The organism is Coprobacter fastidiosus (genome assembly GCF_982245605.1).
Genome location: NZ_CEVCIF010000006.1, coordinates 59,831 through 72,841, shown reverse-complemented (window position 1 = coordinate 72,841; position 13,011 = coordinate 59,831). Strand labels below are relative to the sequence as shown.

At 37.4% G+C, this 13,011-nt stretch carries 11 protein-coding genes and 1 pseudogene; 6 read left to right on the top strand and 6 right to left on the bottom strand.

Annotated elements, in window-relative coordinates:
- Window positions 1-97 precede the first annotated feature (97 nt).
- From cas6 to AC0UMU_RS02940, 4 genes are all read right to left on the bottom strand, one after another.
- The gene (gene cas6 / locus AC0UMU_RS02955; protein ID WP_278715307.1) at window positions 98-871 is read right to left on the bottom strand and encodes a CRISPR-associated endoribonuclease Cas6; all 774 of its coding nucleotides are present in this window, start codon (window positions 869-871) and stop codon (window positions 98-100) included.
- Between the two features lie 150 nt (window positions 872-1,021).
- Entirely contained in the window at window positions 1,022-2,269 is a 1,248-nt protein-coding gene (locus AC0UMU_RS02950; protein WP_278715308.1) for a M16 family metallopeptidase, read from the bottom strand.
- Entirely contained in the window at window positions 2,269-3,087 is an 819-nt protein-coding gene (locus tag AC0UMU_RS02945; protein ID WP_195595758.1) for a peptidylprolyl isomerase, read from the bottom strand. The genes AC0UMU_RS02950 and AC0UMU_RS02945 overlap by 1 nt, the downstream gene beginning before the upstream one ends.
- Window positions 3,088-3,169: 82 nt before the next feature.
- Complete coding sequence (locus tag AC0UMU_RS02940) at window positions 3,170-3,619, bottom strand: putative signal transducing protein (RefSeq protein WP_009317235.1); 450 nt, start codon at window positions 3,617-3,619, stop codon at window positions 3,170-3,172.
- Between the two features lie 280 nt (window positions 3,620-3,899).
- On the opposite strand from AC0UMU_RS02940, the gene cysQ reads away from it, so the two are divergent.
- The 6 genes and pseudogenes from cysQ to AC0UMU_RS02910 all read left to right on the top strand — a co-directional run bounded on the left by cysQ (window position 3,900) and on the right by AC0UMU_RS02910 (window position 11,001).
- A complete protein-coding gene (gene cysQ / locus AC0UMU_RS02935; RefSeq protein WP_278715310.1) occupies window positions 3,900-4,703 on the top strand; it encodes a 3'(2'),5'-bisphosphate nucleotidase CysQ in 804 nt (267 codons plus the stop codon).
- Between the two features lie 27 nt (window positions 4,704-4,730).
- A complete protein-coding gene (locus AC0UMU_RS02930) occupies window positions 4,731-6,545 on the top strand; it encodes an SLC13 family permease (protein ID WP_278584852.1) in 1,815 nt (604 codons plus the stop codon).
- A 7-nt stretch (window positions 6,546-6,552) separates the two neighbouring features.
- Window positions 6,553-7,161: an adenylyl-sulfate kinase gene (gene cysC, locus AC0UMU_RS02925; protein ID WP_009317241.1), complete on the top strand. Its 609-nt coding sequence runs from the start codon at window positions 6,553-6,555 to the stop codon at window positions 7,159-7,161.
- 60 nt (window positions 7,162-7,221) lie between these two features.
- Window positions 7,222-8,130, top strand: coding sequence for a sulfate adenylyltransferase subunit CysD (gene cysD / locus AC0UMU_RS02920; protein WP_009317243.1), 909 nt, complete (start codon window positions 7,222-7,224; stop codon window positions 8,128-8,130).
- An 11-nt stretch (window positions 8,131-8,141) separates the two neighbouring features.
- A pseudogene (gene cysN / locus AC0UMU_RS02915) lies at window positions 8,142-9,639 on the top strand (sulfate adenylyltransferase subunit CysN); the annotation flags it as partial.
- Window positions 9,640-9,894: 255 nt separating this feature from the next.
- The gene (locus AC0UMU_RS02910) at window positions 9,895-11,001 is read left to right on the top strand and encodes a cholesterol-responsive sulfotransferase (RefSeq protein ID WP_302276749.1); all 1,107 of its coding nucleotides are present in this window, start codon (window positions 9,895-9,897) and stop codon (window positions 10,999-11,001) included.
- A gap of 88 nt (window positions 11,002-11,089) precedes the next feature.
- Here AC0UMU_RS02910 and AC0UMU_RS02905 read toward each other — a convergent pair whose 3' ends face one another.
- Window positions 11,090-11,869 carry an META domain-containing protein gene (locus AC0UMU_RS02905; protein WP_022390233.1) on the bottom strand — a complete coding sequence of 260 codons (780 nt, stop codon included), beginning with the start codon at window positions 11,867-11,869 and terminating at the stop codon, window positions 11,090-11,092.
- Between the two features lie 129 nt (window positions 11,870-11,998).
- Entirely contained in the window at window positions 11,999-12,934 is a 936-nt protein-coding gene (locus AC0UMU_RS02900; protein WP_022390234.1) for an NmrA family NAD(P)-binding protein, read from the bottom strand.
- Window positions 12,935-13,011 lie beyond the last annotated feature (77 nt).

The following is a 13,011-nucleotide window of genomic DNA, read 5'->3' as shown; positions in this document are numbered from 1 at the left end:
CTTTAGAGAGACAAAATAAAAAAATTATTTTGTCAAATCATATAAAAAGCTTCACTTTTTTCAAAGATTTCTTTTTTTTCGGAAACAAAGATGCAAATCATTCTAAAATTTCAATACAACCAAATCCCAAATTGACTTTATCTCCCAATCCGGTATTATGAATCAACTGATGCAAAACAGGATGCAATGTCAGCTTAAATTTATACATATAACCGATAATCTTCGATTCTTCTTTTGTAAAACGTTTTATAAATATACCTTTTCGCTTAGGTTCAGATAAGAGCTCAAAATTAAAATTCATATCGCCAGAAAAATCTTTCCCATAAAAATGACGATACTTTTCCAGAATATGATCCAATAATATCTCTCCATATCCCGGAGTAGAGGGACTCACATATTCTATACTTCTATTAGGACGAACATGCACAAATACAATAGGAGATAATGAAAGATAGCTCAACGTCTCAGGATAAAAATCCATATCTGTTTTTATTATGTCATCCACTTGCAATTCTACTTGAGTATGACGATCTCCTATCAACAAAATTTTTCCTGCAAAAAGCGCTTTTATAAAATCTTCAGTACCACGCTCCGGCAAACAAGAAATCCATAATTGTACTCTTTTCGAAAGAATAAAAAGACGATCGGTTTCGACTTTTATTTTAGGAATATAAAAATTTGAGATAGATAATAACCTATATTTCACACTCATTTCCGGTAAGAACCCATTCATCCTCAACCACTGTTCATACAGTTCTTTATTATCAGTCAATATTCGATGAATGCAAGAAGATAATTCATATTGGTAACTCACCGGAAGTACATTTCCAGAATGTTCTGAATTTACTGTAAGTATCAACTTAAATCGCATATATTCCCCCATTTATTCACAATAAAGGTTATCGGGCAAAATCTCTACAGCCCCGTTTCTACCTGTATTGATTGTCTTTCTTATATTAATCTAACTACTCTAAAATCACAAAATGGATTTTATCAATTCTACTATATATGCAAAAACGGTTTATGATAAGTCTCCGTCTGCACGATAATATAGAGTAGAACTATTCTCCTCAACAAATGCTCTTTCTGCTACTTCTTTCAGCATACGGGAAGTGATACCTTTATATTTTTCCATTTCACTATCGATATTTTCGGCTCTATCCAATAATTCGTAATAGGCTAAATTAGTTGCTTTATTCAAGTAATTAATATTGGAAAACAGATCGTTTGACTCAAATTTATTGACTACTTTTTGCAATTCATACGCCGACACCTCATTCTCTCCCAATCTACGCAACTCTTCAACAATAGCACGATCTGCCTCCTCTAAAGAAATTCCTTTATTGACTTTTCCCTTGATCATAAACAATCCGGCATCTATATCACCTGTAATACTGGCATCTATATCGGCAAACAGTTTCCGATCCATAACAAGCCGTTGAAACAACCGGGAAGATCGTCCATTGGATAGTATGTCGGATAACAAGTCAAAGCAATGATATTCTTTATCCATTCTCCGGCACATGTGATACACCTTCGTAATCGAATCTAACGGTACAGAACGTGAAACTTCCTGAAACCGTGCAGACTTCTGAACAGGCTCTGCCGGTAAATTCCGAGGCTCTATATCTCTTCGCTCTATCGTGCCAAACCATTTTTCGGTAAGTTCAACAGCTTCTTCAAAAGAGATGTTTCCCGTAACTGCCAAAATGGCATTATTCGGAGCATAATGTTTATAAAAGAACGACTTCACATCTTCCAGTTTTACCTGTTCGATATGCTCAACCCGTTTCCCTATCGTAGGCCACCTGTACGGATGCACTTTATATGCCAATGGCCTTATCAATAACGGAATATCACCGTACGGCTGATTCAGGTTACGCTGCTTAAATTCTTCGATTACGACTTGCTTCTGTACGGACAGACTTTTTTCCGAGAAATCAAGCCCGAACATACGATCCGACTCCAGCCAAAAAGCTGTTTCTACATTCTGACGCGGAACTACCGAATAATAATTCGTTATATCATTACTTGTCCACGCATTATTCTCACCACCGGCTTTTTGCAACGGAGTATCGAAATCGGGAATATTAACAGACCCACCGAACATCAGATGCTCAAACAAATGAGCAAACCCTGTACAATCCGGATTTTCATCCTTAGACCCGACATCATACAAAAGGTTTAATGCCACCATCTGAGTTTCTTTATCCTGATGGTGAATTAAACGCAATCCATTTGACAGACAATATCTATTAATCCGAATCACTATTCTATAATTTTCATTCGCATTGAAATATCTTTTTTCGGGCGATCAGCTTTACCGGTAGTCACCGATTGTATTTTATCAACAATATCCAGCCCCTCGACGACTTCACCGAATACAGTATATTCACCGTCCAAATGAGGAGCACCGCCCACCGATGTATATGCCGTTTTTTGCTCCGGAGTGAACATTACCGGACCTTCCTCCATCAAAATTTCATGAGTCCGAGCAATAAGAGTATCTTGCAAAGCCATCAACCCTTCTTGATCACGATTTTTACGCAACTGCATAATTTCCGACCTATGCTCTCCCACCAAACGATTAAAGATATTCCGTTCTTTCATTTGAGTGAGCTGCTGTTCCAAACTTTTCAATTTCCCTTCAGAATATACGTTTCCGGTAACTATATAAAACTGAGATCCGGAAGACTCTTTTTTCGGATTCACTTCATCTCCCTGACGAGCCGCAGCCAAAACTCCTTTTTTATGGAAGTATAAAGGATACACGATTTCTGCAGGAAGGGTATATCCCGGTCCTCCGCTCCCCAATGTTCTATCAGCAACAGCTCCTTTAGAGTCAGGATCTCCGCCCTGTATCATAAAATCTTTTATAACCCGATGAAACAAAAGGCCGTCATAATAGCCTTCTTTTACCAATTTGACAAAATTATCTCTATGAAGAGGCGTTTCATTATATAGTTTGACCTTAATATCGCCCAATTCAGTTTCAATCAATACATAAACATGTTCTTTGTTTACAGACGTACAACCCATACAAAATAAAATTAAACAGATTATTAATTTACTTATTCCTTTTTTCATAAAGAGAAACCACTCTAAAATCTTTACAAAGATAATCAGCAAGTCCTAATATATCGTAAAAAAATGGCTTTTTGACAGATATTTAATTCTTCCTATATTTAAAATCTGTTCCACAATCAAAGCAATGAAACCTCTTACGGATTGCAAACGGATATACCTGAAGGAATATGGATATAAATATAGTCAACCAATTATATTTATGTTGGACAGAAGCTCCATAAGCAACATTTCGTGAGCCACAAACAGGGCATACAGGCCCGTCATCCACCAAACTATTCACACCTTTTTGATCTTCAGGAATAAAAGAAGCTTCTTGTTGCTCTTTAACTAATCTTATCGCACTCTCAAGATCTCTCTCAAACACAGACAATTTTATTCCTCCTAGTCCTTGATTATATAAAGGATAAACCGACAAAACATTCTCATCCGATATAAAAGACGGAATTGCATTATCATCTAATATACCTTTAACAAGATATGCTTCCGTCAAATCACCGAAAGTCATAAAGACCACTATATTATCACCTGCCATGATATAATAATTTATTTTGAATCAAATATATGGATTATATCATAAATGTATACTATTTTCAATCAACTAAAAGAAAAAATATATATTTACAATAAAGAAATATTATCAGGTCATTTTTACGTTTTTCCCGAAAATATATTTATTCCTATTCCAACAAAATCGCTACCAAACTTTTACTCATTATCAAATTTCTCACAGTATATAATAAAGTTTTTATTATCTTTGTAACTTCATTTTAGGGAATCAAGCATTTGCTTATACCTTGTTTTTATCCGAAAATATGCAAAATGAATTAAATACTGCTATCCGTGCTGCCATTGAAGCAGGCTCAGAGATTATTAAAATATATTCCGATCCGAACGCAGATTTCAAGATCGAACAAAAAGCAGATAATTCTCCTCTCACGATAGCCGATAAAAAATCAAATGAAATAATTTTATCTTTTCTGAATCAAACTCCTTATCCGGTATTAAGTGAAGAAGGAAAAAGTATTGACTATTCTATTCGCGAATCATGGGAAAAATTATGGATAGTAGATCCTTTAGACGGAACTAAAGAATTTATTAAACGTAACGGAGAATTTACCGTCAACATAGCCCTTGTAATAAACGGAGTCCCTGAATTGGGTGTAATCTATGTTCCTGTAAAAAGAACTCTTTATTACGGTCTGACCGGATACGGAGCATATAAAATCGAAAATATTGATGCAAAACCTGAAAATTTGTCTGCCGAAAATTTAAGACAATTTGCTATTCAATTACCGATTAAAAGAGAAAAACGTCCATTCACAGTTGTAGCGTCCCGTTCACACTTGAGTCCTGAAACAGCTTCTTTTATTGCAGAATTACAACAAAAACACCCAGATTTAGTAACAACTTCAATAGGAAGCTCTATAAAAATCTGCCTCGTAAGTGAAGGTAATGCTGATATTTACCCGCGTTTTGCCCCGACAATGGAATGGGACACGGCTGCCGGACATGCAATAGCTCGTGCAGCAGGGAAAGAAATATACCATACAGACCGGCAAACACCAATCTCCTATAATAAAGAAAATTTACTTAATCCCTGGTTTATAGTTGAATAAGCCTGAATAAATTTTGAATACATCGAAATGAGTATAGATGCTATTATTGTTTTAACCGCCCTGATAGCCATGTTGATTGTCCTGGCAATGGATAAAATGAGACCCGGTCTTACATTATTGCTGGTGGCTATAGGTTTTATGCTCATGGGAATTATTACTCCCAAAGAAATGGTAGCAGGATTCAGCAACCAAGGGATGATAACGGTTGCCATCTTATTTCTGGTCAGTGAAGGGGTCAGAAGATCCGGAGCTCTGGATTATTTGATAAAAAAAATATTGCCCCAAACTAAGACGTCTGTCAGAAAAGCTCAATTTAGGATGCTTCCGACGATTAGTTTCATCTCTGCATTTCTAAACAACACAGCTGTAGTCGTTATTTTTGCCCCGATCATTAAAAAATGGGCGGAATTTGTAAATATGCCTTCGCAAAAATTTTTGATTCCCCTCTCATACGCTACCATTTTGGGAGGACTCTGTACTTTAATAGGAACTTCGACCAATCTTGTTGTTCATGGGATGATGCAAGAATCAGGGTACGAAGGTCTAAAAATGTTCGAACTAAGCAAAATCGGCATTATCATAACAATCGCGGGACTTATCTATATTTTCATTGCCAGCAAAAAATTACTGCCGGGAAATAATCTCAACGGAGATACCGGGAAAGAAATAAAAGAGTATTATTTCGATGCGATCGTTCCTGAAGACAGCCTCCTGACAGGAGCGGTAATAGATCACGGACATTTTAAGGAAATTCCTCAAATGAGCGTTTATGGAGTATATCGTAACAATAGCTTCATGCCGGCTGATAAGCAACGTATTATTTTACGGGCATCAGACCAAATTATTCTGGCAGGAAAATCTTCCAGCTTAAAAACGCTTATCAGCATAGAGGGAATAAAACTGACTTGTTTACAAAATGTAGATAAAGACTTTATCCAATCAGCCGTAAAATTGGTAGAAGTTGTTTTAGGACCACGCTTCCCCGGTATCGGGCAAACATTGGGTAAATTCGACTTTTTCCGACATTATGGAGGAATTGTCACCGCCGTAAATCGTAACGGAGAACGCATCACTACCGGTTTGAATAAATTAAAACTACAAGAAGGTGACAACCTCGTTCTACTTACGGATGACTCTTTCATATCGACATGGGGAGATTCAAAAGTGTTTTATCTCGTATCCGATGCCGGAGATTTTGAAATTCCTCAACAAAAAAGCCGACGTTGGCTTGCTTCGGTCATTCTTATCTTTATGATTGTTGGAGCGACAATCGGGGAATATATGCCCAAAGTCAACGGTATGAAAATAGATATGTTCTACTTCGCTGCCGCCGCTTTATTTGCCATGACTGCATTAAAAATATTCCCGGCAAAAAAATATACAAAATACGTAAGTTGGGATGTATTGATCGCCATAGCATCGGCATTTGCAATTAGTCAGGCAATGACAAACTCTGGAATAGCCAATATTATCGCCGGTGTAATTATAGATATAGTGAAAGATTATGGTCCGCATGCCGTACTGGCTGCATTATTTCTTATCACCAACATCTGCACCGAAACGATCACGAACAATGCCGCAGCAGCACTTACTTTTCCGATAGCGCTATCACTCTCCACTGAATTAGGTGTAGATCCGATGCCGTTTTTTATTACAATCTGTGTCGCTGCATCAGCAAGTTTTTCTATTCCGATCGGATATCAGACCAATCTGATCGTACAAAGTGTCGGAGGTTACAAATTCAAAGATTTCCTTAAAATAGGACTACCGCTCAATTTAATAATATTTATTTTATCTATCATATTGATCCCCCTCATTTGGGAATTTACACCTATAAAATAATTATAATATGGAAGAGAGACATATTTACCCTATATTCGATCGAATGCTGCAACGTAGCGACCGGGAAAATCTTCTGAAACAAAAAGGTCTTATGCTCTGGTTCACAGGGTTATCGGGTTCTGGGAAAAGTACATTAGCCATCGCACTGGAAAGAGAATTATACCAAAACGGTATATTATGCCGAATCCTCGACGGCGATAATATTCGCAGCGGCATCAATAACAATCTCGGTTTTTCTGAAGCCGACCGAATTGAAAATATTCGGAGGATCGCTGAAGTATCTAAACTGTTTGTAGATTGCGGAATTGTCACCATCGCTGCGTTCATCAGTCCGACAAACGAAATACGGCAAATGGCTGCCGATATAATAGGTAAAGACGACTTTATGGAAATTTATGTAAGCACTCCGCTTGAAGTGTGTGAGCAACGCGATGTAAAAGGGTTATATAAAAAGGCAAGAAAAGGTGAAATAAAAGACTTCACGGGTATATCTTCACCTTTTGAAATTCCGGAACAGCCTGATCTGACAATCGATACATCTACTCAAAGTTTAGAGGAGAGTGTAGCAATCCTTAAGAAAACTGTTTTTCCAAGAATAGTTTCTTTTAACATTTAATTCGGTTCAGTATCTTACTGAATGAGTATTTTTGCGCCTAAAATTAAATTAGAACAACACATGTCAACTTATAAACTAAGTCATTTAAAAGAACTGGAATCAGAAGCCATACACATTATACGGGAAGTAGTGGCGGAATTTGAAAATCCGGTAATGCTATACTCCATAGGGAAAGATTCTTCTGTAATGGTACGTCTGGCAGAAAAAGCTTTTGCTCCGGGACGTCCGCCTTTCCCTCTAATGCATATCGACTCTAAATGGAAATTTAAAGAAATGATCGAATTCAGAGACAAATATGCCAAAGAGCATGACTGGAATTTGATCGTGGAATCTAATATGGAAGCTTTCAAAGCCGGTGTTGGCCCTTTTACTCACGGAAGTAAAGTTCACACGGATTTAATGAAAACCCAAGCTCTTTTAAATGCTCTCGATAAATATAAGTTCGACGCTGCTTTCGGTGGAGCTCGCAGAGATGAAGAAAAGTCTCGTGCAAAAGAACGTATTTTTTCATTCCGCGATCGTTTTCATCAATGGGATCCTAAAAACCAACGCCCCGAACTTTGGGATATTTACAATGCACGAGTGCACAAAGGTGAATCGATTCGGGTATTTCCTCTCTCTAACTGGACAGAACTCGACATATGGCAATATATCCGGTTAGAAAATATTCCTATTGTTCCTTTGTATTTTGCCAAAGAACGTCCGATCGTCAATATAGATGGAAATCTAATCATGGTAGATGACGACAGAATGCCCGAAGAATACCGTAAAAAGGCAAAAATGATGAAAGTCAGATTCCGCACTTTAGGGTGTTATCCTCTTACAGGAGCGATAGAGTCTGATGCCGATACTATTGAAAAAATCGTAGAGGAAATGATGGTTACTACCAAATCGGAACGTACGACTCGGGTAATAGATTTCGATCAAGAAGCCAGTATGGAACAGAAAAAAAGAGAAGGTTATTTTTAAGGACAGAAAAGATGGCAACAAAACTAAATATATCCGATTTTCTCGACCAAGACGAGAAAAAAGATTTACTTCGTTTACTAACTGCCGGCTCGGTAGATGACGGGAAATCGACATTAATAGGTCGTTTGCTTTTTGACAGCAAGAAATTGTATGAAGATCAACTGGATGCTTTGGAACGTGACAGCAAGCGAGTCGGAAACGCAGGTGACAACATCGACTACGCTCTATTATTAGACGGGCTAAAAGCTGAACGTGAACAAGGCATCACAATAGACGTAGCTTACCGATATTTTTCTACAAACAAACGGAAATTTATCATTGCCGATACTCCGGGTCACGAACAATATACCCGAAACATGATCACCGGAGGCTCGACAGCAAACCTTGCAATTATTCTCGTCGATGCACGCACCGGTGTTATTACCCAAACACGCCGACACACTTATCTTGTATCTCTTCTCGGCATTAAGCATGTAGTTTTGGCGGTTAATAAAATGGACCTTGTAGAGTATGACCAACAGGTATTCGACAAAATAGTAGATGAGTACAAGCAATTTGTAACTCCATTGGGCATTCCCGACATCAACTGCATCCCATTGTCGGCTTTAAAAGGAGATAATGTCGTAGATAAATCGGACAATATGCCTTGGTATAAAGGGACTGCCTTACTTGACTTTCTCGAAACCGTACACATTGCCAACGACCATAACTTAAAAGACTTCAGATACCCGATACAATATGTATTGCGCCCCAATTTAGACTTCAGAGGTTTTTCCGGGAAGATATCCTCCGGAATCGTGCGTAAGGGCGATAAGGTCATGGCTATTCCGTCAGGAAAAATATCCCATGTAAAAGGGATTCATGTATATGAAGGAGAATTAAATGAAGCTTTTTCTCCCCAATCGATTACTATTACATTAGAAGATGAAATAGACTTATCGAGAGGTGAAATGCTCGTACATCCCGATAATCTTCCCCGTATCAGCAGAAATTTTGAAGCAATGCTCGTGTGGATGGATGAAAAACCTATGGACAGGGATTTGCAATATTACATTAAACATACAACAAATACGACAAGAGTCAGAATAGACCAGATCCGCTATAAAGTAGATGTTAATACCATGGAACAATCCATGACCGAGAATCTCCAATTAAACGAGATCGGTCGTGCCGTATTCATGACTAACAAGCCTTTATTTTTCGATCCTTACAAACAAAATAAAAGTTGCGGAGCATTTATTTTGATCGATCCGATTACCAACAATACCTGCGCCGTAGGAATGATCATCGATCAAGTAGATGAATCGGATCTTGCATCAACCATTACAAAAGAAGATTGTGAACGCATGAGAGAGGGAAAATCCCTCGTTTCGACAGAAGAACGCATAAAAACGTTAGGACAGCAAGGAAAATTATTCGTTATTTCCGGAAAAGAACTCTCTTCGGTCAGAGAGTTTTCAGGGATATTGGAACGACGTTTATTCGACACAGGCCACATTGCAGTCGTATTCGACTCCAAAACCTTGGGCGTCTCAGGAAAAGATATGCTATCTTTAGGTTTTGCTCTACAAGAACAGGGTATTATTGTAATTTGCATCGATTCGCGAAATGAAATCACCGATGTTCCGGAAAAGACGGTTACCATACGATTATCCGATGAAAAAACAAACGATACGATAAGTTCCGAAAACGACCAATGCACAGTATTTTGTCAAAATATATCTTCGGCAGTAGAGGACATCATCAACATCAAGTTATCATAATATGGGTTTATTAGAATTTTCGAAACTTCCGATCAACACTCTTGTTGGTGCAGACTGGAAAACATTTAAAGGAGTTACCGAGGGGCGCATTGTCGATAAAGGGTATAAACAAAAATATTACTTGACAAAATCAGTATGCCGGTTATTGAGTTTATTACAACCATTCGAAGATCGCAAGTACAAAAAGTTACTTGCAGATAAAAAAATAGAAAATGATCCGGTATTCATACTCGGTCACTGGAGAAGCGGAACAACTTTTGTCCATAATGTATTTTCCTGCGATAAACAATTCGGATATAATACAACTTATCAAACCGTATTTCCCAATTTGATGTTATTCGGACAATCGTTCTTCAAGAAACAGACATCCTTGCTTATGCCGGATAAAAGACCGACTGATAACATGGAGTTAAAAGTGGATCTTCCTCAAGAAGAAGAATTTGCATTGTCCAATATGATACCATATTCTTTTTACAATTTTTGGTTTTTCCCAAAATATTGGCAAGAATACAGTAAAAAGTATCTGCTTTTTGAAGATATTACACCTAAAGAACTGGAAGCATTTAAATCTGTTTTCGAACGTTTGATCAAAGTGTCGCTGTGGAATACGAAAGGTAGTCGCTTTTTGTCAAAAAATCCGCCTCATACGGGAAGAATACCTCAATTGTTGGAGATGTTCCCGAATGCGAAATTCATATATTTGATGAGAAACCCATATACCGTATTCGAATCGACAAGAAGTTTCTTTACAAACACCATACAACCTTTGAAATTAGAAGATTTCTCGAACCAGGAAATTCAAGATAATATTGTCAAGACATACCGAGATTTATATTGCAAATATGAAAAAGACAAAAACCTTATCCCCAAAGGGAATCTTATAGAGGTCAAATTCGAAGATTTCGAAAAGAATGCCTTGGAGATGACCAAGAATATTTACGAATCGCTATCTATTCCCGGTTTTGAAAATGCCCGTCCGGCAATCGAAGCTTATTTGGATACAAAAAAGGGATATAAAAAGAACCAATATAAATACGAAGAAGAAACAGTACGCATCGTAGAGAACAATTGGGACTTTGCTTTGAAGGACTGGGGATATGAATTATAAATTCATCCTTTAAAATACTTATTTCCAAACAAAAAAGTCACTCTAAAATCGAATGGTTTAGAGTGACTTTTATTATAATTCAAACTTGTCATTTCGCGTCTGAAACAGAAGTGTACAGAACAACCCCTCGACGGCTAATAACCCAGATGTCGTCTTCTTTTGTTACATTATATGTATCATCATCTTCCTGATTCCATGCATACCCGCCTTTCGGCAAAGAACGGCGGTCCAACACAGGCTGAATATCTTCTTCAGGAAGGAATAACTCTACTTGCAATGAATCGGGAGAGAAAACCAAAAAGGCCGAAGAAGTAGCATTTTTATCAGTTTGCGAATTCATCCGTATTCCCGTCTCAAATATGCGGATGCAATCTTTTTTTACTTCAGACCACATATATCCGGCAGCCGCGTTACAGCCATGTTCATCCATAGCCACTCCCACTTCCTTAACATAAGGTTCATATATCAAAACAGTCTTTCCGTCATTCCCTTCAATAATAAGCCTTTCATTTTCCATCGATGCAAAATGAGAACCGGACAATGCTTTCATATATATGTCTTCAAATTCAAGATCCGGACAAGCCATCATAGTCATACCTCCCGGGTCCATCACAAAACCTTTTTCTTTAGACAATTCATAACGCCCCATAAAACGATTGCAACCAGCCATACCGTAAACGGTATTTGTATCGGTAAAAAATATTGTCAATTTCTCAGCCGGCAATTTTTGCAGTGTATCTCCATTCTTAAATTCGGATAATACCCATTCCTGAGATGCCAACTCTTGTTTATCTATAAGCTTTTTCCCTTTGCAGGCAACCAGAAATATTGCCGTCAAGGATAATACCATTATAAAACACTTTTTCATAATATCAATACTTTTAATTATTTTCTCAGTATAAAAACATTCATCATTGCCTAACGTCCGTGAAATTTCGGTATTAAAAAAACAAACAATATTTCAAAGATAATGAAAATATAGACAAACAAATCAAAATCATACAGAATATGCCAAACGCAGATAATCTGATAATGAAGTCAAAGAATGAGTCCATTCCAACGATGCAGAATCCTTTTTAAAAAACCAACTTTTAATTCCGGATTTCAATTTCGGCAAAGAATTTTCCCTATTCAACAACTTTTGCAGCGTATAACCAGTCTGATCGAACTCATTGCGAACTATAGCAACAGCAACAGAACTTAATCGTTTTACAACAAATATCGACAAATGCATATCTAAAAGTGCTTCTTCATATATACTGAGGTCTATCGGCTCGTACTCTATCTTATATCCCATTTGTCGAGAGAGTTTATCTGCAATATCCTCAAAAGAGTATGAAATCTCATGCGTCAACGTAAATACTCTATTTTCAGGCTTATTCTCTATCAATAATTCAGAGATGACTTCCGCCACATCTTTCGAAGAGACAAAACCTATACGACCATTTCCTCCCGGATAATAGATATGCCGACCTTCGATCGACGTTCCTATAAAGAAAGGGAGATATTCCATCAACATGTTGACTCTAAGAATCGTATAAGGTATTCCCGATGATTTTATAAGACTTTCGATTTCCCTATCCTCACGTACCATCCGGGAAGATATCCCGGAATGAGAAACAGAACTGACAAACATAATATGTCCGACCTTCGCTCCCTGAGCACACCTTATTAAATTGGTATATGCCGATCGGTGATCTTGCAAAAAATTAGAATTACAAATCAAAAGTCGGTCGATATCTTGAAAAGCCTTATCTAAAGAAGGCATATCAAACAAGGATACTTCAGATATCTCGGTATTTAAATATTTAAGAGATGGCAAACCCTGCTGTCGATCTGCCATTACCCGAACAGGTATTACAGATCTCTTTTCATCTAAAGCAACCAGTACATCATTACCTAAACAATTGACAATGTCCGTTACTAATATCATAAAAATAGTTTTTACAATAGAACAATATCATATTGAGAAAAGTTCTTCAAATATTCTAAGAATCTATTTAAAAGCAA

Coding starts and splice junctions, on each gene's coding strand:
- cysC (WP_009317241.1), top strand. CDS start 6,553: ATGGAAGAGAGACATATTTACCCTATATTCGATCGAATGCTGCAACGT.
- AC0UMU_RS02930 (WP_278584852.1), top strand. CDS start 4,731: ATGAGTATAGATGCTATTATTGTTTTAACCGCCCTGATAGCCATGTTG.
- AC0UMU_RS02905 (WP_022390233.1), bottom strand. CDS start 11,869: ATGAAAAAGTGTTTTATAATGGTATTATCCTTGACGGCAATATTTCTG.
- cysD (WP_009317243.1), top strand. CDS start 7,222: ATGTCAACTTATAAACTAAGTCATTTAAAAGAACTGGAATCAGAAGCC.
- AC0UMU_RS02910 (WP_302276749.1), top strand. CDS start 9,895: ATGGGTTTATTAGAATTTTCGAAACTTCCGATCAACACTCTTGTTGGT.
- AC0UMU_RS02945 (WP_195595758.1), bottom strand. CDS start 3,087: ATGAAAAAAGGAATAAGTAAATTAATAATCTGTTTAATTTTATTTTGT.
- AC0UMU_RS02940 (WP_009317235.1), bottom strand. CDS start 3,619: ATGGCAGGTGATAATATAGTGGTCTTTATGACTTTCGGTGATTTGACG.
- cas6 (WP_278715307.1), bottom strand. CDS start 871: ATGCGATTTAAGTTGATACTTACAGTAAATTCAGAACATTCTGGAAAT.
- AC0UMU_RS02900 (WP_022390234.1), bottom strand. CDS start 12,934: ATGATATTAGTAACGGACATTGTCAATTGTTTAGGTAATGATGTACTG.
- cysQ (WP_278715310.1), top strand. CDS start 3,900: ATGCAAAATGAATTAAATACTGCTATCCGTGCTGCCATTGAAGCAGGC.